Source organism: Streptomyces sp. NPDC005496 (assembly GCF_042872045.1).
Lineage (GTDB): Bacteria > Actinomycetota > Actinomycetes > Streptomycetales > Streptomycetaceae > Streptomyces.
Genome location: NZ_JBIAJQ010000001.1, coordinates 169,916 through 190,697, shown reverse-complemented (window position 1 = coordinate 190,697; position 20,782 = coordinate 169,916). Strand labels below are relative to the sequence as shown.

Below are 20,782 nucleotides of genomic sequence, written 5' to 3'. Positions count from 1 at the left end.
CCCGCCGGGCGAGGCGTACCGGTTCCCCGGTAACTGGGGTGGCCGTGACATCGGCCGCTTCGTGCTCGGCCGGGCCGCCGGGGTGCCCGGCTCGTAGTCCTGCGCCCAGTCGGATCGAAACGCGGACGTGCCGTGCCCCGGCACCGCTTCCCCGGTCGCGCCACGGTGCCTGTCGTGGTCACGCCCGTTGAATCCGGCGTCCGCACGCCCCATTCCGCGCGAGTGCGCCATGTGACATAGTACTGGCGTGAGTGAGCGACTGACCTGCGATGTCGTGGTCGTCGGGGCCGGAATGGTCGGTGCCGCCTGCGCCCTCTACGCCGCGCGGGCCGGGCTGGACGTCGTCGTGGTGGACCGGGGTCCGGTCGGCGGCGGCACCACCGGCGCGGGCGAGGGCAACCTGCTCGTCTCCGACAAGGAACCGGGCCCGGAACTCGAACTCGCCCTGCTGTCCCGGCGTTTGTGGGCCGAGCTGGCCGACGAGCTGGGACCGGCGATCGAGTACGAGGCCAAGGGCGGCCTGGTCGTCGCCGGTACCCCCGAGGCGCTGAGCGCCCTGCACGCCTTCGCGGCGGCCCAGCGAGCCGCCGGCGTCACCGCCGCTCCCGTCGGTGAGGACGAACTCCCGTCGCTGGAACCGTACTTGGCGCCAGGCATGGCGGGCGGTGTGCACTACCCCGGGGACGCCCAGGTGATGCCAGCCCTGGCCGCCGCACACCTGCTGCGGGCGTCGGGGGCCCGGCTCCGCACCGGGCACACCGTGACCGGGGTGCTCCGCACGCCGGACGGCGCCGTGCGGGGCGTACGCACCGACCACGGTGACATCCACGCGCCGGCGGTGGTGAACGCCGCCGGGACCTGGGGCGCCGACGTGGCAGCGCTGGCGGGCGTCACCCTGCCCGTCCTGCCCCGGCGCGGCTTCGTCCTGGTGACCGAGCCGCTGCCGCGCCGCGTCCGGCACAAGGTGTACGCGGCGGACTACGTCGCCGACGTGGCCAGCGACACGGCCGGACTGCGGACCTCACCGGTCGTCGAGGGTACGGCCGCCGGACCCGTCCTCATCGGCGCGAGCCGTGAACGCGTCGGCTTCGACCGCTCCTTCTCGCTCCCGGCCGTACGCGCCCTCGCCGCGGGCGCCGTCCGGCTCTTCCCCTTCCTGTCGGACGTACGGGCCCTGCGCGCCTACCAGGGCTTCCGCCCGTACCTGCCCGACCACCTGCCCGCGATCGGCCCCGACGCCCGCGTTCCCGGTCTCCTGCACGCCTGCGGGCACGAGGGCGCGGGCATCGGACTGGCCACCGGCACCGGGCAGTTGATCGCCCGGGTCCTCACCGGAGAGGCACCCGGACCGCGTCTGGATCCCTTCCGGCCCGACCGCTTTCCCGAGGAGGCCGCGTGAATCCCGTGGACCCGGCCGAGGCCCGGCCCGGACCCCCGTTCACCGTCGACCTGGACGGCCGCGGGATCGAGGCGCGGCCCGGCCAGACGGTCGCCGCCGCCTTGTGGAACGCGGGCGTCACCTCCTGGCGCGGCACCCGCGGGCGCGGCCGGCCGCGCGGTGTCTTCTGCGGCATCGGCGTCTGCTTCGACTGCCTGGTGACCGTCAACGGCCGCCCCAACCAACGCGCGTGTCTCCTGCCGGTCCGGCCGGGCGACAGCATCCGCACCCAGGAAGGGACGGGCCACGATGACTGAGCGACCGCGGCTCGCGGTGATCGGCGCGGGTCCGGCCGGTCTGGCCGCCGCGCTCGCCGCGGCGGCGCACGGCGTCGACGTGACCCTCGTGGACTCGGCGCGGGAGGCGGGCGGCCAGTTCTTCCGCCGGCCGGAGCCGGGCCTGGAAGCGCACCGCTCCGGGGCACCGCGGCAGCACCGGCGCACCTGGCGGAGACTGGCGCGGGGACTCGCCGCGTACCAGAGGACGGGCGCGATCACGTTCCTGCGGGACCACCACGTATGGCTGGTCGAGCGGGCCGTGCCCGGCGGGACGGGGAGGCCCGGTGTGCGCCGCCCGCGGTCCTTCCGCGTCCACGCCCTGCTCGGCCCAGGCCAGGAGGAGTCCGTTGCCGTGCGCGCCGACGCCGTCCTGCTCGCCACCGGCGGGTACGAGAGGGTGCTGCCGTTCCCGGGCTGGACACTGCCCGGTGTGGTGACCGCGGGCGGGGCGCAGGCCATGCTCAAGGGCGCTCTCGTGGTGCCGGGCAGGACCGCCGTGGTCGCCGGTACCGGCCCGCTGCTGCTGCCCGTGGCCACCGGGCTCGCCGCGGCGGGGGTCGGTGTCGCCGCGCTCGTCGAGTCCGCCGGTCCCGGCGCGTTCGCCCGGCGGGCACGCGCGTTCGCCGCGCACCCGGCCAAGCTCGCCGAGGGCGCCGGGCACGCCGTTCGGCTGCTGCGGCACCGCACGCCCCTGCTCACCCGGCACACCGTCGTCGAGGCGCACGGCGCCGACCGGCTCGCCGCGGTGACGGTCGCGGCCCTCGACGCCGACGGCCGTGTACGGCCCGGCAGCGGACGGCGCATCCTGTGCGACACCCTCGCCGTCGGGCACGGCATGCTCCCGCACACCGACCTGGCCGAGGCGCTCGGCTGCCGCTGCGACGCCACGCGGGTCCATGTGGACGACGAGCAGCGCACGGACGTGCCCGGCGTCTGGGCGGCGGGGGAGAGCACCGGAATCGGCGGCGCGGCACTCGCGCTGGCCGAGGGCCACATCGCCGGACGCTCCGCCGCCGCCCGCCTCACCGGACGCGAACCCGATCCGCGACTGTGGCGGGCGGCCGCCAAGTCCCGTACCGCACAACGGGAGTTCTTCACCGCGCTCGACTCCGTCTGCGCGCCGCCCGCGCACTGGCCGGACCTCGTCACGGACGACACGGTCGTCTGCCGCTGCGAGGAGGTCACCGGCGGCGCGATCCGGGAAGCGGTCGACGGGCTCGGCGCCGGCGACGTCCGGACCGTCAAGCTCCTCACCCGCGCCGGGATGGGCTGGTGCCAGGGCCGGATGTGCGGTCCGGCGGTGGCGGGCCTCGCCGGCTGCGAACTCACGCCGTCCCGCGCGTCGTTCGCCCGGCCCGTGCCACTCGGCGTCCTCGCCCGTGCCGGGGAACCGGGGGAGGCCGGCCCGGACCCGACCTGACCTTCCGGAGACGGCGGCCGTACGGAGGCCGCCCGCGTCCGCCAGTGAAATGTCACACCGTATCGAGAGGGGCTGCCATGACCACCGCGACCGCCACCACCTCCACCGGGGACCGGCCCTGGCGCGGCGTCCTCGTCGCCACCGCACTCCCGCTGCACGACGATCTGTCCGTCGATTACGACGCGTACGCCGAGCACTGCGCCTGGCTCGTGGAGAACGGCTGCGACGGCGTCGTGCCCAACGGCTCGCTCGGTGAGTACCAGGTCCTCACGCCCGAGGAGCGCGCCAAGGTCGTGGAGACGGCCGTCGCCGCCGTGGGCGGCTCCCGGGTGATGCCGGGCGTCGCCGCGTACGGCTCCGCCGAGGCCCGCCGCTGGGCCGAGCAGGCGCGTGACGCGGGCTGCCGGGCGGTGATGCTGCTGCCCCCGAACGCCTATCGTGCCGACGAGCGTTCCGTCCTCGCCCACTACGCGGCGGTCGCCGAGGCGGGCGTCCCGGTCGTCGCGTACAACAACCCCGTCGACACCAAGGTCGACCTGGTGCCCGAACTGCTGGCGAAGCTGCACGCCGAGGGGTTCGTCCACGCCGTCAAGGAGTTCTCGGGCGACGTGCGGCGGGCCTACCGGATCGCCGAACTCGCACCGGAACTGGACCTGTTGGCCGGCGCCGACGACGTCCTGCTGGAGCTCGCCGTGGCCGGCGCGAAGGGCTGGGTGGCGGGTTACCCGAACGCACTGCCCGCCGCGAGCGTGCGGCTGTACCGCGCCGCCCTCGCCGGTGACCTCGACACGGCGGGCCGGCTCTACCGGCGACTGCATCCGCTGCTGCGCTGGGACTCCCGGGTCGAGTTCGTGCAGGCGATCAAACTGTCGATGGACGTCGTCGGGCGCCACGGCGGTCCGGTCCGGCCACCGCGCGTACCGCTGCTGCCCGAGCAGGAGGCCGCGGTGCGCACCGCCACCGAGGAGGCCGTGGCGGCCGGCCTGGCCTGACGCACCGTCACCACCACCGTGTTTCCCGCAGTTTCGCCGACCGTCAGGAGTCCCATGCGCAGCACACTCGTCCTGCACGCCGTCGACTCGCACACCGAGGGCATGCCCACCCGCGTGATCACCGGCGGGATCGGCACCCTCCCCGGCGCCACCATGAACGAGCGCCGGCTGTACTTCCGGGAGCACCGGGACGACATCAGACAGCTGTTGATGAACGAACCGCGCGGTCACGCGGCGATGAGCGGGGCCGTCCTCCAGCCGCCGACGCGCCCCGACTGCGACTACGGGGTCGTCTACATCGAGGTCTCCGGCTACCTCCCGATGTGCGGGCACGGCACGATCGGCGTCGCGACCGTGCTCGTGGAGACGGGCATGGTCGAGGTCGTCGAACCCGTCACCACCATCCGGCTCGACACCCCCGCCGGAGTAGTCGTCGCCGAGGTCGCGGTCGAGGACGGCGCCGCGAGGTCGGTGACCCTGCGGAACGTGCCCTCCTTCACCGTCGGCCTGGACCGCACCGTCACGCTCCCCGACGGGAGAACGGTGACGTACGACCTCGCCTACGGCGGCAACTTCTACGCCATCCTCCCGTTGGCGGAGCTCGGCCTGCCCTTCGACCGGGCCCGCAAGGACGACATCGTCGCGGCCGGACTGTCCCTCATGGAGGCGATCAACGCCGAGGGGGAGCCGGTGCACCCCGAGGACCCGTCGATCCGCGGCTGCCACCACGTCCACCTGTACGCGCCGGACGCCACCGCCCGCAGCTCCCGGCACGCCATGGTGATCCACCCCGGCTGGTTCGACCGCTCGCCCTGTGGCACGGGCACCAGCGCGCGGATGGCCCAGCTGCACACGCGCGGTGAACTCCCGCTCCACACCGAGTTCGTGAACGAGTCGTTCATCGGGACACGGTTCACGGGACGGCTGCTCGGCACCACCGAGGTCGCCGGGATCCCGGCCGTGCTGCCGAGCTTCACGGGCCGCGCCTGGGTGACCGGCACCGCGCAGTACCTGCTCGACCCCTCGGACCCGTTCCCGGCCGGCTTCGTCCTGTAGCGGCGGGCCGTCGTCGGTGGCCGGGTGCGCGGCGTTCGGCGGTCCTGCCGCGGCCGGCGGAACGGGGGAGGAGCCGTGCACGGGCCGGGGTGAGTCGCGTCGCGGCTCCGGCGGTTCCGGAGCGGGTCCGGGGCCGTGGATACTGGTGGCACGTGACATTGCACCCCGTGTGGCAGCGCACCGCACGTGGCCGCACACGGCACGAGACCCGCCGCGAACGCGGCCTCGCACCGCGCGTGGCCGCACCCCACGTGGCAGCGCACCGAGCCCGTCAGTACGAGGAGACCTTCCATGGCCGCCCAGCGCAGCAGCGCTCCCTCTGCCGCTCCCGCCCTGCCGACGCTCGGCGGGAAGAAGAGCAGCTACCGCGAGCGGGTGGCCGACGCGCTGCGGGCCGCGCTGATCGCCGGAGAACTGCGGGCGGGCGAGGTCTACTCCGCGCCGACGCTCGCCGCCCGCTTCGGCGTCTCGGCGACCCCGGTCCGTGAGGCCATGCTCGACCTGGCCAAGGAAGGGCTGGTCGACACGGTGCCGAACAAGGGCTTCCGGGTCACCGCCGTGTCCGAGCGGCAGCTGGACGAGTACACCCACATCCGTTCGCTGATCGAGATCCCGACCGTGGTGGAGCTGGCCGGCACGGCGGACGCCGTCTCGCTGGAGGCGCTGCGTCCGGCCGCCCGCGAGATCGTGACTGCGGCGCGGGCCGGCGACCTCATCGCGTACGTCGAGGCGGACATCCGCTTCCATCTGGGCCTGCTCGCCCTGGCCGGGAACGCGCATCTGGTCGAGGTCGTCGGCGACCTGCGCAAGCGCTCCCGGCTCTACGGACTCCACGCCCTCGTCGAGGCGGGCCGGCTGGAGGAGTCGGCCCAGGAGCACCTGGAACTGCTCGACGCGCTCCTCGCCCGCGACGAGACGGCCGTCCGCGCGGTGATGACCCGTCACCTCGGACACGTACGGGGGCTGTGGGCCGAGCCCGGAGCCGAGGCGGGCGCGCGGCCCTCCCGCCGGTGACCGCCCGCTCGTGAGCGGTGCCGGACCGGCGTCCCTGCCGGCCCGACGCAAGCCGTCCGACGGGGCGGGACCGGCATCGCGGCCGGGCCGCGACGACTTCGCCGAGTAACGCAAGTTGTTTGCATAACTTGCGCTATTCTTGCGCGCATGACGCGACGACTTGCTCAGGTGGCGAAGAAGGTCGGGGTCAGCGAGGCGACGGTCAGCCGGGTGCTCAACGGCAAGCCGGGTGTCTCCGACGCCACCCGGCAGGCGGTGCTCTCCGCGCTCGACGTGCTCGGCTACGAGAGGCCCACGCAGCTGCGCGGGGAACGGGCGCGACTGGTGGGCCTCGTCCTGCCCGAACTCCAGAACCCGATCTTCCCGGCCTTCGCCGAGGTCATCGGCGGGGCACTCGCGCAGCTCGGCCTTACCCCGGTGCTGTGCACGCAGACCAAGGGCGGCGTCTCCGAGGCCGACTACGTCGAGTTGCTGCTCCAGCAACAGGTGTCCGGCGTGGTCTTCGCGGGCGGTCTCTACGCGCAGGCGGACGCGCCGCACGACCACTACCGGCGGCTCGCGGACCGCAAGATCCCCGTCGTCCTGGTCAACGCCTCCATCGAGCACCTCGGTTTCCCCGGCGTCTCCTGCGACGACGCCGTCGCCACCGAACAGGCCTGGCGCCACCTGGCCTCACTGGGGCACGAGCGGATCGGCCTGGTGCTGGGCCCCGCCGACCACATGCCCTCGCAGCGCAAGCTGGCGGCGGCCCGGGCGTTCGGCGCCGACCTGCCCGACGAGCACATCGCCCGCGCCATGTTCTCCCTGGAGGGCGGACAGGCGGCGGCCGCGAGGCTGCTGGACCGCGGGGTCACCGGCATCATCTGCGCCAGCGACCCGCTCGCGCTGGGAGCCGTGCGGGCGGCGCGCCGCAAGGGACTCGCCGTCCCCTCGCAGGTCTCCGTGGTCGGCTACGACGACTCCGCGTTCATGAACTGCACGGAGCCGCCGCTGACCACCGTGCGCCAGCCCATCGAGGCCATGGGACGGGCGGCCGTAGAGCTGCTGAACGCCCAGATCGGCGGCAGTTCCGTCCCCGCCGAAGAGCTGCTGTTCGAACCGGAGTTGGTGGTCCGCGGCTCGACCGCGCAGCCGCCGCGCGACTGACGGGGAGACACGCGGGCCGAGCGTGAGGCTGACCCGCGAGGCCCGCGCAGGCCCACGTGTGCCCCGCTCGCGACGGACACGACGCCCCGCCGTGCGGCCGACTCGTGGGCTAATGACAGTCGATGGGGGTCTCCGCGCACACCTGGAGGCCGGCACGCGGCTGCCCAAGGAGTGGCGGGGAGGCCGGCGTCCGGCTTCCTCGGGAGTGGCCGGGAGGCCGGCGTCGGCTTCTTTGGGAGTGGCCGGGGCCTACGTCCCGCTTTCCAGGGAGTGACCGGGGTCCGCCGTGTGGCCGCCCCGCGGCTGACGGGCCGATCCGCAGGCCGGTCGCGCAGCCGACCGCGACCGGAGTCGGCACTCGCGGCCGCACACCACCACCGTCGCGGTGCGCGCATGCCGGCCCGCCCACGAGTCGGCCGGTGTCCCGCGCCCACGGCCGCGCCCGCAGCCGTGGCGCTTTGCGGCGCCCGGCAGCGCGGGTGCGCGCGCCGCGCAAACGCCGTACCGGCCTGGGCGTCCTACGTGCAAGCGGAACGCCGTGGAGATCCACGTCGCTGTCAAATAATTACGGATTCTGCGCGAGATATTGCGGACCGATGTCGGTGGTGCTTGAGTTTGCGGCGCCAGACACGGCCGCACACCGCCCGGTGTGCCGCCGTGGGCCTTCCACGCGCCTGCCCAAAGGGGTCCACCGATGAGAAGCACCGGGTTCCGCCGTACCTGTACCGCACTCGTGGCCTCGGCCCTCACGCTCACCGCCGTGAGCGCCTGCGGTTCCGACGACGACAACGCCGCGGGCGGCAAGACCCGCATCACCGTCAACTGCATGCCGCCCAAGAGCGCCAAGGTCGACCGCTCGTTCTTCGAGGCCGACATCAAGGCCTTCGAGAAGCAGAACCCGGACATCGACGTCGTCGCCCACGACGCCTTCCCGTGCCAGGACCCCAAGACCTTCGACGCCAAGCTCGCCGGCGGTCAGATGGAGGACGTCTTCTACACGTACTTCACCGACGCCCGGCACGTCGTCGACATCAACCAGGCCGCCGACCTGACGCCGTACGTGAAGGACCTCAAGAGCTACGACACCATCCAGCAGCAGCTGCGCGACATCTACACCGTCGACGGCAAGGTCTACGGCATCCCGCGCACCGGCTACTCGATGGGCCTCATCTACAACAGGAAGCTCTTCGAGAAGGCGGGCCTCGACCCCGACAAGCCCCCGGCGACCTGGGAGGAGCTGCGCGCCGCCGCCAAGAAGATAGCCGGGCTCGGCGACGGCACCGTGGGCTACGCCGACTACAGCGCCCAGAACCAGGGCGGCTGGCACTTCACCGCCGAGATGTACTCCCAGGGCGGGAACGTGGTCAGCGAGGACGGCAAGAAGGCCACCGTCGACACCCCCGAGGGCAAGGCCGTCCTGCAGAACCTCAAGGACATGCGCTGGTCCGACAACTCGATGGGCAGCAAGCAGCTCCTCGTCATCAACGACGTGCAGCAGCTGATGGGTTCGGGCAAGCTCGGCATGTACCTCTCCGCGCCGGACAACATCCCGATCCTGGTGAAGGAGAAGGGCGGCAACTACAAGGACCTGGCGCTCGCCCCGATGCCCGGCGGCAAGGGCACGCTCATCGGTGGCGACGGCTACATGTTCAACAAGAAGGACACCCCGGCGCAGATCAAGGCCGGCCTCAAGTGGCTCGACCACATGTTCCTGACGCCCGGAGACGGCTTCCTCGGCGACTACGCCCGCGCCAAGAAGAACGACGCCCCGGTCGGCCTGCCCGAGCCGCGGCTGTTCACCGGCGCCGCCGACGCCAAGGACCAGGAGGTCAAGAAGGCCAACGCCAACGTGCCGGTGGAGAACTACCAGGCCTTCCTCGACGGCAACCAGAGCCTGGAGATGAAGATCGAGCCGCCGCAGGCCCAGCAGATCTACTCCGTCCTGGACGGCGCCGTCTCCGCGGTGCTCACCAAGAAGGACGCCGACGTCGACAAGCTGCTGAAGGACGCCTCCGGCAAGATCGACTCCATTCTGGCCCGAGGCTGACACCGTTCATGAAGACCGCATCGAAGCCCCCCGTCTCACCTCCGGCCGCCCTCGGCGTGCCGGAGGTGGCGCGGCCGGCCGGGCGCCGGACGGGGAGTCCGTGGCGCCGGCGCCTGGCCGACCAGTCGCGCGCGTACGCCTTCCTGATCGGCGGGCTGCTCTGCTTCGCGCTGTTCTCCTGGTACCCGGCGATCCGCGCCGTCGTGATCGCCTTCCAGAAGTACACGCCGGGAACAGGCGCGGAGTGGGTCGGCACCGCCAACTTCACCCGGGTTTTCCACGACCCCGAGTTCTCGGCCGCCTGGCGCAACACCCTCACCTTCACCCTGCTCGCCCTCCTCGTCGGCTTCGCCGTCCCCTTCGTGATGGCACTCGTCCTGAACGAACTCCGGCACGCCAAGGCCTTCTTCAGAGTCGTCGTCTACCTGCCGGTGATGATCCCGCCGGTGGTCAGCGCGCTGCTGTGGAAGTGGTTCTACGATCCCGGAGCGGGCCTCGCCAACGAGGCGCTGCGCTTCCTGCACCTGCCGACCTCGAACTGGTCCAACGGCGCCGACACCGCGCTCGTCTCCCTCGTGATCGTCGCCACCTGGGCCAACATGGGCGGCACCGTCCTGATCTACCTGGCCGCGCTCCAGGGCATCCCGGGAGAGCTGTACGAGGCCGCCGAACTGGACGGCGCGAGCCTGCTCCAGCGCATTCGGCACGTGACGATCCCGCAGACCCGCTTCATCATCCTCATGCTGATGCTGCTTCAGATCATCGCCACGATGCAGGTCTTCACCGAACCCTTCGTGATCACGGGCGGCGGCCCCGAGAACGCCACCGTCACCGTGCTGTACCTGATCTACAAGTACGCGTTCCTCTACAACGACTTCGGCGGCGCCTGCGCGCTCAGCGTCATGCTGCTCGTGCTGCTCAGCGTGTTCTCCGCCGGGTACCTGAGGCTGACCCGCTCGGGAGGCGACGACTCATGAGCACCCGCACACTGGTCTCGCCCCTCACCCTCGCCCGCCCCCGCGGCCGGGCCGTCTACTGGACCGTCTTCACCGGCGTGGTCCTGCTGTTCGCGCTCGCCTTCCTCTTCCCCGTCTACTGGATGGTCTCCGGCGCGATGAAGTCGCCGGACGAGGTGGTGCGCACCCCGCCCACCCTCGTGCCCGAGCACTGGAGCCTGAGCGGCTACACCGACGCCTGGGACCTGATGGACCTGCCCACACACCTGTGGAACACGGTCGTCCAGGCCACCGGCGCCTGGATCCTGCAACTCGTGTTCTGCACGGCCGCCGCCTACGCGCTGTCCAAACTGAAGCCGGCGTTCGGCAACGTGATCCTCGGCGGCATGCTGGCCACCCTGATGGTCCCGGCCCAGGCCCTGGTCGTACCGAAGTACCTCACGGTCGCCGACCTGCCGCTGATCCACACCAGCCTGCTCAACGACCCGCTCGGCATCTGGCTGCCCGCCGTGGCCAACGCCTTCAACCTCTACCTCCTCAAGCGCTTCTTCGACCAGATCCCGCGCGACGTCCTGGAGGCCGCCGAGATCGACGGCGCCGGCCGGCTGCGCACCCTGTGGTCGATCGTGCTGCCCATGTCCCGGCCGGTGCTGGGAGTCGTGTCGATCTTCGCGCTCGTGGCGGTCTGGCAGGACTTCCTCTGGCCGCTGATGGTCTTCTCCGACACCGACAAGCAGCCCATCAGCGTGGCCCTCGTCCAGCTGTCGCAGAACATCCCGCTGACCGTGCTCATCGCCTCCATGGTGATCGCCAGCATCCCCATGGTCCTGATGTTCCTGGTATTCCAGCGGCACATCATCGCCGGTATCAGCGCGGGCAGCACCAAGGGCTGACGCCACCCCCCTGAACGGCTTCACAGAAAGGTAGGCACAGTGGGACAGCCTTCCCCTGCCCGCACGCAGGACGAGTGGTGGCGCTCCGCCGTCATCTACCAGGTGTACGTCCGCAGCTTCGCGGACGGCGACGGCGACGGCACCGGCGACCTCGCGGGCGTCCGCGCCAGACTCCCGTACCTCGCGGAACTCGGCGTGGACGCCCTGTGGTTCAACCCCTGGTACCTGTCACCCCTGGCCGACGGCGGCTACGACGTCGCCGACTACCGGGTCATCGACCCCGCCTTCGGCACCCTCGCCGAGGCGGAGAAACTCATCGCCGAGGCACGCGAACTGGGCATCCGCACCCTCGTCGACATCGTGCCCAACCACGTCTCCGACCAGCACCCCTGGTTCCGCGCCGCCCTCGCGGCGGGCCCCGGCAGCCCGGAGCGGGAGCTGTTCCACTTCCGGCCCGGACGCGGCGAGCACGGCGAACTCCCGCCCAACGACTGGCCGTCGCAGTTCGCGGGCTCGGCCGAACCCGTGTGGACCAGGCTGCCCGACGGCGACTGGTACCTCCACCTGTTCACCCCCGAGCAGCCCGACCTCAACTGGGCGCACCCGGCCGTCCGGCAGGAGCACGAGGACGTGCTGCGCTTCTGGTTCGAGCGCGGTGTGGCCGGCGTCCGCATCGACTCCGCGGCGCTGCTCGCCAAGGACCCGGAGCTGCCCGACTTCGTCGAGGGCCAGGGCCCCCACCCGTACGTCGACCGCGACGAACTCCACGACATCTACCGCTCCTGGCGGGCCGTCGCCGACGCCTACGACGGCATCTTCGTCGGCGAGGTGTGGCTGCCCGACACCGAGCGCTTCGCCCGCTACCTGCGCCCCGACGAACTGCACACCGCCTTCAACTTCTCCTTCCTGTCCTGCCCCTGGGACGCGGCCCGGCTGCGCACCTCCATCGACGAGACGCTCGCCGAGCACGCCCCGGTCGGCGCACCCGCCACCTGGGTACTGTGCAACCACGACGTGACCCGCACGGTGACCCGCTACGGCCGCGCGGACACCGGCTTCGACTTCACGGCCAAGGCCTTCGGCACGCCCACCGACCTCGCCCTCGGCAGCCGGCGCGCCCGCGCCGCCGCCCTGCTCTCGCTGGCCCTGCCCGGCGCCGTCTACGTCTACCAGGGAGAGGAACTCGGCCTGCCCGAGGCGGAGATACCGCGGGAGCACATCCAGGACCCGATGCACCACCGCTCCGGCGGGACCGACCCGGGCCGCGACGGCTGCCGGGTACCGCTGCCCTGGCAGGCCGACGCGCCGTACGCGGGATTCGGCGGCGAGCCCTGGCTCCCGCAGCCCGCGGACTGGCCCGCGTACGCGGCCGACCGCCAGGCCCAGGACCCGGACTCCATGCTGAGTCTCTACCGCGAGGCGCTCCGCGTCCGCCGCACCCGGCCCGGCTTCGGCGACGGCCCGCTCACCTGGCTGCCCGCACCCGACGGCGTCCTCGCCTTCGCCCGCGGGGACGACACGCTCTGCGTGGTCAACCTCTCGGACCAGCCGGCCCGACTCCCCCCGCACAGCGAGCTGCTGCTCGCCAGCGACGCCCTGGACCCCGAAGGGCGCCTGCCCCGCGACACGGCGGCCTGGCTGCGCGCCTGACACCGCAGCCCGGCCGCCGCACCACCCCGCTATCCCGGCACCCCCACCACGAAAGGGATCAGCACATGTCCAGATCCGTCAGGCGCATGTCGACCACGGCGGCCGTCGCCGTCGCCCTCGCCGCCGGCATGCTCGGCGCCGGCCCGGCGCACCCGGCCGCCTCCGCCGCTGGGGCCGACCTGCCCTTCACCTCGGTGGAGGCCGAGTCCGCCACCTCCACCGGCACCCGCATCGGCCCCGACTACACGCAGGGCACCCTCGCCTCCGAGGCGTCCGGGCGCCAGGTTGTCCGGCTGGCCGCGGGGCAGCGCGTCGAGTTCACCGTGCCGCGCGCGGCCAACGCCGTGAACGTCGCGTACAGCGTGCCCGACGGCCAGTCCGGCACCCTCGACGTCTACGTGAACGGCACCAAGCTCGCCAAGCCGCTCACCGTCACCTCCAAGTACTCCTACGTCGACACGTCCTGGATCGCGGGCGCCAAGACCCACCACTTCTACGACAACGCCCGGATGCTCCTCGGGCGCAGCGTGGCCGCCGGTGACAAGATCGCCTTCCAGGCCGTCTCCACGCAGGTCACCGTCGACGTCGCCGACTTCGAGCAGGTGGCCGCGGCGGGCGGCAGACCCGCCGGATCGGTGTCCGTCACCGACAAGGGCGCCGACCCCAGCGGCCAGGGCGACTCGACCCAGGCCTTCCGGGACGCGATCTCCGCCGCCCGGGGCGGAGTCGTCTGGATCCCGCCGGGCGACTACCGGATCACGTCCTCCCTCAGCGGCGTCGCGAACGTCACCCTCCAGGGGGCGGGCAACTGGCACTCGATCGTGCACACCTCCCGCTTCATCGACCAGACGAGCTCCTCCGGAGGCGTCCGCCTCAAGGACTTCGCCGTCGTCGGCGAGGTCACCGAGCGCGTCGACTCCAACCCGGACAACTTCGTCAACGGCTCCCTCGGGCCGAACTCCAGCGTCTCCGGGATGTGGATCCAGCACCTCAAAGTCGGGCTCTGGCTGACCGGCAACAACGACAACCTCGTCGTCGAGAACAACCGCATCCTCGACACCACGGCCGACGGCCTCAACCTCAACGGGAACGCCCGCGGCGTCCGCGTCCGCAACAACTTCCTGCGCAACAACGGCGACGACGCGCTCGCCATGTGGTCCCTCTACGCGCCGGACACCGACAGCAGCTTCGAGAACAACACCATCACCCAGCCGAACCTCGCCAACGGCATCGCCGTCTACGGCGGCACCGACATCGCCGTCAAGAACAACCTGGTCGCCGACACCAACGCCCTCGGCAGCGGTATCGCGATCTCCAACCAGAAGTTCCTCGACCCCTTCTCCCCGCTCGCCGGAACCATCACCGTCTCCGGGAACACCCTCGTGCGCACCGGGGCGATGAACCCCAACTGGGGCCACCCGATGGGTGCGCTGCGCGTCGACTCCTACGACAGCGCGATCGAGGCGAACGTCAACATCACGGGGACCACCGTCACCGACAGCCCCTACAGCGCCTTCGAGTTCGTGTCGGGCGGCGGCCGGGGTCTCGCCACCAGGAACATCACGGTCGACGGCGCCACCGTGAACAAGGTCGGCACGGTGGTGGTCCAGGCGGAGACACCCGGCGCGGCCAGGTTCAGCAACGTGCAGGCTTCCGGGGTCGGTGCGGCGGGCGTCTACAACTGCCCCTACCCGAGCGGCTCGGGCACGTTCACCCTCACCGACGACGGCGGCAACTCCGGCTGGAGCAGCACCTGGTCGAACTGCTCCGCCTGGCCGCAGCCCGGTTCCGGGAACCCGGACCCCGACCCGGCCCGCAACCTCGCCAAGGGGCGCCCGGCCACCGCCAGCGGCTCCCAGGACGTCTACACACCCGGCAAGGCCGTCGACGGTGACGCCACCACCTACTGGGAGTCCGCCAACAACGCCTTCCCGCAGGACTGGACGGTCGACCTCGGCTCGGCGCAGCCCGCCCGCCGGGTGGTGCTGAAGCTGCCGCCGGCGGCGGCCTGGCAGGCGCGGACCCAGACCCTCTCCGTCCAGGGCAGCACCGACGGCTCCGCCTACTCGACCGTGGTCGCGTCCAAGGACTACCGCTTCGACCCCGCGAGCGGGAACACGGTGACCGTGAGCCTGCCGAGCGGCACGAACCTGCGGTACCTGCGGCTGCACGTCACCGCCAACACCGGCTGGCCCGCCGCCCAGTTCGGTGAGGTGGAGGCGTACCTGTCATGACCGTCGCCGTCGCCCCGCGCTTCGCCACCCGGATCCGCTCGTACACCCGGGTCCGCGGCTCGGCGAAGCGCGGGGCGACCCGTGGCGGCGCCGGGGGTACGCCGTCGTCGACCGGGAACTGTGGCCGGGTGGCGGCGGACCCGCACGTCACAGGTCGAGGACGAGCCGCTTCCCGCGACACCGGGACACGCAGATGAGCATGGTCTCGCCCGCCGCCCGCTCCTCCTCCGTGAGAACCGAGTCGCGGTGGTCGGGGACGCCCTCCAGGACGTCCGTCTCGCAGGTCCCGCAGGTGCCCTCGGCGCAGGAGTAGAGCACCTCGACCCCGGCGGCCCGCACGGTGTCCAGGACGGAGACGCCCGCGGCGACGGTCAGGGTACGGCCGCTGCGCTCCAGGACGACCTCGAACGGACCGTCCTCGCCCGCCACTTCCGGGGTTTTGGGGCTGAAGCGTTCCACGCGCAGTCGCTCGGCCGGGCACAGCTCCTCGACCGCGTCCAGCAGCGGACCCGGCCCGCAGCAGTAGACGAGGGTCCCGTCGGGCGGACCGGCGAGCCCGCCGGCGAGGTCGAGCAGCCCCGACTCGTCCTGCGGGACGATCCGGACCCGGTCCCCGTACCGGGCCAGTTCGCCGGTGAACGCCATGGAGGCGTGCGTGCGGCCGCCGTACAGCAGGGTCCATTCGGCGCCCGCCCTCTCGGCGGCGGCCAGCATCGGGAGGATCGGGGTGATGCCGATGCCGCCGGCGACGAAGCGGTAGCGGGGCGCCGGTTCGAGGGGGAAGTGGTTGCGCGGGCCGCGTACCCGCACCCCGTCCCCCTCGCCGAGCCGGGCGTGCACATGGTCGGAGCCGCCGCGCCCGGCCGGCTCACGCAGCACCGCGATCCGCCAGCCGTGCCGGTCCGCCGGATCGCCGCACAGCGAGTACTGCCGCTCCAGCCCGGGGCCGAGCACCACGTCGATGTGGGCGCCCGGCTCCCAGGCGGGGAGTTCCGCGCCGTCCGGCCGGCGCAGGGTCAGGGCGAGGACGCCGTCGGCCACGGACTCCCGCCGGGCGACGACGACTTCGGTCTCGTACGGGGTCATCGGCCGTTTCCTCGGGGCGCGTGTCCTTCGGGGTGGGAGAGCATCCACTCCCACATCTCGACGGGGTCCTGGGAGGTGTGCTCGGCGCCGCAGTGGCAGGTGCCGTGCAGCAGGTCGGTGCCGGGAAGCCAGTCGACGCGGTAGACCTCGCCGGCCGGGGACGTCACTGGACCCTCTCCACGGGCTTGTCGCCCTCCTCGGCCAGCCGGGCGAGGATACGGCGGGCGGCGAGACCGCCGGTGTCGATGTTGATGCTGAGTTCCTGGTAGCCCGCGCGCTCCGAACCCAGCGCCTTCTGCAGCAGGTTGAGCGCGTCCACGTCCTGCATGACGACCTTGTGGTTGAAGTCCCGCAGGAACACGCTGACTTCGTGGTCGTCGCGCGCGAAGTCCCGGGACACCGCCCAGAAGTCGTAGACGTGACCGTCGCCCGACGGCGTGATCGCGTACGTGATCTCGGTGTGGAAGCCGTTCGGGTCGCTGCCGTCCGCCTCGGGCAGCACCCCGACCGGCGCGATCCGGCTGTGCAGCAGATACAGGCAGGGCGCGTGGTACTCGATGTCCTGCCAGCGGGTGATCCGGCCCTCGATGCCGGTCGAGCGGGCGTAGAACGGCGGGCACTCGGCGTCGTCCATGTGCCGGCTGACCCGGACGATCCCGGCGCCCTCGTCGACCTCGGTGGTGATGGGCGTCTCCGCGACCTCGGGGGTGCCGATGTAGCCGCCGTGCAGATAGGTCTCGTGGGAGAGGTCGAGCAGGTTGTCGACGAGGAGGCCGTAGTCGGCGTCGATCGGCTCCATGCCGCGGACGGTGACCCAGCCCGGGTCGGCGAGATGCGTCGCCCGGGGGATCGTGAGCGGGTCGGCGAGGGCCGGGTCGCCGATCCAGACCCACACCAGGGAATCCTGCTCGACCAGCGGGTAGGCGGCGACCCGGGCGGTGCGAGGGATGCGTTTCTGCCCCGGCACGTACACGCAGGCGCCCGTCGTGTCGTAGGTGAAGCCGTGGTAGCCGCACACGATCCTGTCGCCGTCGAGGCGGCTCTCCGAGAGCGGGAAGCGGCGGTGCACGCACCGGTCGCCCAGCGCGACGGCCGTCCTCTCGTCCTCGGTGCGGTAGAGGACGAGCGGCTCGCCCAGGACCGTCCGCGCGAGCAACTCCCGCCCGACCTCCTCGGAGTAGGCGGCGACGTACCACTGGTTCCTGGCGAAGGCGGTCATGTGCGGCATGGATGCGGCTCCCGTCTCTCGTGGTGGTGGCATCGTCGGGGAGCGCGTCGCGGGGCCGCAACGGCGCTTCCGTCTCGCGGAAGGCGTTCCGGGGACCGATTGGTCAGGGCGTGCGCGAGCCCGGTGCGGGGCGCGTTTTGCCCGGCGGCCCAGAAGGGCCGTGTGCCCGAGGCCCGGGGCGCGCTGCGTCTCCCCGCAGCCGCAGCCGCCGCGACTGGCGTGTGCCGGATGCCGGGAGTCCGGTTGTCAGTGCGGTGTGCCAGAGTCTGGGCATGCTCGAGATCGTGGTGAGGACGGAGGGCGCGCGGCGGCATGTCCGCGTGTCCGCGGAGGAACTGACCGGACTCGTCCGGCGCATCGGCGGGGGCGGCGACCGGTTCCTGGTGCTCCAGCGCATACCCGACCTGCCGGACGTCTTCGCCCAGGTCTGGCACGAGGACGGCGGCGACTACACGGTCGAGCACCGCGACGGCGCCGCCGACCGGCACTTCCAGGCGGCCGTCGGCCGTCGGGAGGACGTGATCGCGGTGCTGACCGGCTGGGCCCGGCAGGAGCCCGGATGGGACGCCGGTCCGGCGTGGTCGCCGCTGGACATGGGACCCGTCCGCGAGGTGCCGCCGCTCGACCTGGACACGGACGAGCGCGCGGAACTGGAGCGGCGCGTCCGCGAGGTGCTGGTCGGCGGCTACGCCACCCGCGCCGAGGTGGCGGAGACCGCCGAGGAGTACCTGGCCGGCGCCGACCGCCGGCCCGTGTCGCGCGTGCAGGCCGAGGCGCTGGCCGACCGGATGTGGCTGGAGCGGGTGGCCGAGCAGGCGGCCTGGGAAGGGGAGACCGACCCCGAGCGGCTCACACGTGCCTTCGGCGCCCTCCAGGACGCCGGCATCACCGCCCGCGAGAACTTCACGTGCTGCCGCACCTGCGGCCAGTCCGAGATCGGTGCCGAGGGCCCGGGCGACGCCCGTGGGTTCGTCTACTTCCACTCCCAGTGCACGGACTCCGCGGCGGCCGGCCAGGGCCTGATGCTCCTCTACGGCGGCTTCGACGGATCGCCGGAGACCACCCGGGCCGTCGGCCACGAGATCGTGGCGGCCCTGGAGTCCGTGGGTCTGCGCACCGACTGGGACCGTGACCCGAGCCGCGCCATCACCGTCACGCCCCTCGACTGGCGCCGCCGTCTGGTCGGTTGACGCCTTTCGCCCCGGGCGGTCCGGCGCGTGCCGGTCACCCGGGTCCGGGACCTGTCCCGACACCGCTCCCGGTCCGGCGGTGTCCGGGTGGCACGGGACGGCGCTGCTTTCGCGGAGTGGAAGGGCGGAGCGGCATGATGGGGCGGTGTCCCGATCTTCCCCGCCGCGAGGCCGCACCGGCCGGCCACCCGCGGGTGCGTGCGCGCGGGGCCTGACGGCGGCCTCGCCGGGGCGTCGAGCGGCACGCCCGCCGGAAGCCGTCGATGCTTGGGTCCATCGCGAAGACCCGCGCCGGTACGTCGGTTCGTCGCGAAGACCCGCCATCGGCCCGTCCCGCTCCCTGGGCCCCGGGCCGCCGGCGACCGCAGGCCGCGCGGGACACGCGCTCCCGGGACTCCGGCCCACGTCGGCGACCTGCTCGCCGGGCCGTGTCGGCGGCTTGCTCAACCGGGACCCAAATCCCGACCTCAGACGGCCTGTTGAGGCCAAGCACAGTGAAAGGCCGGCCATGACCGCCAACGACAGTGGACCGATCACCGCTCCCCGGGTGCTTCTCGGCACCTGGCCGACCCCCTTGGAGGCGGCACCGCGACTGGCCGCGCACCTCGGGCTCGGTCCCGAGGACCTCTGGCTCAAGCGCGACGACCTCAGCGGACTGGGGGGCGGTGGCAACAAGGTGCGCAAGCTGGAGTTCAGCTGCGGCCAGGCCGTCGACCGCGGGGCGACCGTCCTCGTGGCGAGCGGCGGCGCGCAGAGCAACTACGCGCGGCTGACGGCGGCGGCGAGCAGCCGGCTGGGGCTGAAGGCGGTGCTGGTCCTGCGGGGGAACGGCCCCCAGGGCAGGACCGGGAACCTCAGCCTCGAAGGTCTGCTGGGCGCACGGGTCGTGTGGGCCGGTGACGTCGACGCCGCCGGCCTGGACCGGGCCGTGGCCGAGACCGCCGCCGAACTGACCGCACAGGGCGAGCGGGTCGAGGTGCTGCCCTTCGGCGGGAGCGACCGGAACGGGGCGCTCGGCTACCTCGAAGGCGGACGTGAGCTGCGCGGGCAACTGCCGGACGTGGAACACGTGGTCGTCGCGGGCGGCTCCGGCGGCACCATGGCCGGGCTGGTCGCCGCACTGGGCGCGGACCGGGTCCTCGGCGTGGACGTCGGCGCCGTCCAGGACCTCGGCGCGCGCGTCGCCGCCCTGGTGGGCGAGGTGTCGGACGGCGCCGTCGGACCGTCGGCGCTGCGCCTTCGCCACGACCAGGTGGGCGACGGATACGGGGTTCTCACTCCCGCGGCCTCGTCCGCGCTGGAGGCGGCGGCGCGGAGCGAGGGGGTCATCCTGGACCCGGTCTACACGGCCAAGGCCATGGCCGGTCTCGCGGCTGCCGTCGCGGACGGCGACATCCGGCCGGGCCGGCGCACCGTGTTCGTCCACACCGGGGGACTGCCGGGCCTGTTCGGGCACGACATCGCCGCGGAGCTGGCGCACCGGACGGCATGACCGACGCCCGCGGCACACGCGGCACGGCGGGCGAGCCCGCCACCCCGTCATCCCGGCGACCCGGCTGACCGAGCGGCCGTACCCAGGGCCCGCACGCGCACGTCGGCGCCGGGACGGCCGACACCGCGGCGATCGTGCGGCGTCGACGTGTGAGGGGGCGGTGACCTCGCCGGTCGAGACGTGGTCACCGGGACCGTCCCGGCCAGCCGGCTCGGTGGGCCGGCGGTCGGTCGCTTCGCGAGTCCAGGCGCTCCGGAGGGGACCCCTCCGACCCCGGCGTTGCAGTCGTCGCCCACTTCGCCGCCCCCGGCGTTCCAGCGGCAACTCACCGCGCCCGGCAGGGTGTGTGAGGCGTCGGCCACCCCGCCGACCCCGGCGTCTCAGTGGCCCACCACTTCGGCCGCGTCGGCGTTCCTGCGGTCGGTCACCTCGGGCCTCCCGAAGGGCTCGCGGCACACCCCAGGGGACGCTCACGGCGTCCGGAGTGACCCCCGTGCGCGGCCCCCAGCCACGGTGGCCGAAAGCGTTGGCCGCACGTACCGCTGTCTTTCACATGGATGCCACGCGACCCTTCCCTGACGTTTGGTGCTCTTGGAACACTCCATTCGCGCACGTTCCCTCAGCATCCGGCCATCCGCGCCCCGTCAGGACAGAGGTCACCC

The 20,782-nt window shown here is 72.8% G+C and carries 17 protein-coding genes; 14 read left to right on the top strand and 3 right to left on the bottom strand.

From position 1 onward, the window contains the following. Positions 1-247: 247 nt before the first annotated feature. The 12 genes from ACFYQQ_RS00845 (at position 248) to ACFYQQ_RS00790 (ending at position 15,124) form a co-directional block, all read left to right on the top strand. Entirely contained in the window at positions 248-1,399 is a 1,152-nt protein-coding gene (locus ACFYQQ_RS00845; RefSeq protein ID WP_356237911.1) for an FAD-dependent oxidoreductase, read from the top strand. Beyond that, entirely contained in the window at positions 1,396-1,695 is a 300-nt protein-coding gene (locus tag ACFYQQ_RS00840) for a (2Fe-2S)-binding protein (protein ID WP_355795876.1), read from the top strand. The genes ACFYQQ_RS00845 and ACFYQQ_RS00840 overlap by 4 nt, the downstream gene beginning before the upstream one ends. Next, entirely contained in the window at positions 1,688-3,136 is a 1,449-nt protein-coding gene (locus ACFYQQ_RS00835) for an FAD-dependent oxidoreductase (RefSeq protein WP_356237912.1), read from the top strand. The genes ACFYQQ_RS00840 and ACFYQQ_RS00835 overlap by 8 nt, the downstream gene beginning before the upstream one ends. A gap of 77 nt (positions 3,137-3,213) precedes the next feature. Then, positions 3,214-4,128, top strand: a complete 915-nt coding sequence (locus ACFYQQ_RS00830; protein ID WP_356237913.1) for a dihydrodipicolinate synthase family protein — start codon at positions 3,214-3,216, stop codon at positions 4,126-4,128. 54 nt (positions 4,129-4,182) lie between these two features. Further along, positions 4,183-5,184 (top strand): proline racemase family protein, encoded by a 1,002-nt coding sequence (locus tag ACFYQQ_RS00825; RefSeq protein ID WP_355787908.1) that lies wholly within the window; start codon positions 4,183-4,185, stop codon positions 5,182-5,184. A gap of 291 nt (positions 5,185-5,475) precedes the next feature. Then, positions 5,476-6,198, top strand: coding sequence for a GntR family transcriptional regulator (locus tag ACFYQQ_RS00820; RefSeq protein ID WP_355787905.1), 723 nt, complete (start codon positions 5,476-5,478; stop codon positions 6,196-6,198). A 147-nt stretch (positions 6,199-6,345) separates the two neighbouring features. Continuing rightward, on the top strand, positions 6,346-7,344 hold the full coding sequence (locus tag ACFYQQ_RS00815; RefSeq protein WP_355787902.1) for a LacI family DNA-binding transcriptional regulator: 999 nt from the start codon (positions 6,346-6,348) through the stop codon (positions 7,342-7,344). Positions 7,345-8,038: 694 nt separating this feature from the next. After that, positions 8,039-9,391, top strand: coding sequence for an extracellular solute-binding protein (locus ACFYQQ_RS00810; RefSeq protein WP_355788972.1), 1,353 nt, complete (start codon positions 8,039-8,041; stop codon positions 9,389-9,391). A gap of 8 nt (positions 9,392-9,399) precedes the next feature. Further along, the gene (locus ACFYQQ_RS00805) at positions 9,400-10,368 is read left to right on the top strand and encodes a sugar ABC transporter permease (RefSeq protein ID WP_355788969.1); all 969 of its coding nucleotides are present in this window, start codon (positions 9,400-9,402) and stop codon (positions 10,366-10,368) included. After that, entirely contained in the window at positions 10,365-11,240 is an 876-nt protein-coding gene (locus ACFYQQ_RS00800) for a carbohydrate ABC transporter permease (RefSeq protein WP_355788966.1), read from the top strand. Before ACFYQQ_RS00805 ends, ACFYQQ_RS00800 begins: the two co-directional genes overlap by 4 nt. A 39-nt stretch (positions 11,241-11,279) precedes the next feature. Continuing rightward, entirely contained in the window at positions 11,280-12,890 is a 1,611-nt protein-coding gene (locus ACFYQQ_RS00795) for a glycoside hydrolase family 13 protein (protein WP_355788963.1), read from the top strand. 65 nt (positions 12,891-12,955) lie between these two features. Further along, positions 12,956-15,124, top strand: coding sequence for a discoidin domain-containing protein (locus ACFYQQ_RS00790; protein ID WP_388902723.1), 2,169 nt, complete (start codon positions 12,956-12,958; stop codon positions 15,122-15,124). 147 nt (positions 15,125-15,271) lie between these two features. On the opposite strand, the gene ACFYQQ_RS00785 is transcribed toward ACFYQQ_RS00790, so the two are convergent. The 3 genes from ACFYQQ_RS00785 to ACFYQQ_RS00775 are packed head-to-tail and all read right to left on the bottom strand — an operon-like array spanning position 15,272 to position 17,438. Next, positions 15,272-16,210 carry a PDR/VanB family oxidoreductase gene (locus ACFYQQ_RS00785; RefSeq protein WP_356166273.1) on the bottom strand — a complete coding sequence of 313 codons (939 nt, stop codon included), beginning with the start codon at positions 16,208-16,210 and terminating at the stop codon, positions 15,272-15,274. Continuing rightward, entirely contained in the window at positions 16,207-16,377 is a 171-nt protein-coding gene (locus tag ACFYQQ_RS00780; RefSeq protein ID WP_355795378.1) for a hypothetical protein, read from the bottom strand. Before ACFYQQ_RS00780 ends, ACFYQQ_RS00785 begins: the two co-directional genes overlap by 4 nt. Next, on the bottom strand, positions 16,374-17,438 hold the full coding sequence (locus tag ACFYQQ_RS00775; RefSeq protein WP_388902718.1) for a Rieske 2Fe-2S domain-containing protein: 1,065 nt from the start codon (positions 17,436-17,438) through the stop codon (positions 16,374-16,376). Before ACFYQQ_RS00775 ends, ACFYQQ_RS00780 begins: the two co-directional genes overlap by 4 nt. 272 nt (positions 17,439-17,710) lie before the next feature. Between ACFYQQ_RS00775 and ACFYQQ_RS00770 the strand changes: the two genes are divergently transcribed. Both ACFYQQ_RS00770 and ACFYQQ_RS00765 read left to right on the top strand, forming a co-directional pair. Beyond that, positions 17,711-18,628 (top strand): DUF6891 domain-containing protein, encoded by a 918-nt coding sequence (locus ACFYQQ_RS00770; RefSeq protein WP_388902715.1) that lies wholly within the window; start codon positions 17,711-17,713, stop codon positions 18,626-18,628. Positions 18,629-19,136: 508 nt separating this feature from the next. Then, complete coding sequence (locus ACFYQQ_RS00765) at positions 19,137-20,120, top strand: pyridoxal-phosphate dependent enzyme (protein ID WP_355794565.1); 984 nt, start codon at positions 19,137-19,139, stop codon at positions 20,118-20,120. The last annotated feature ends 662 nt before the right edge of the window (positions 20,121-20,782 follow it).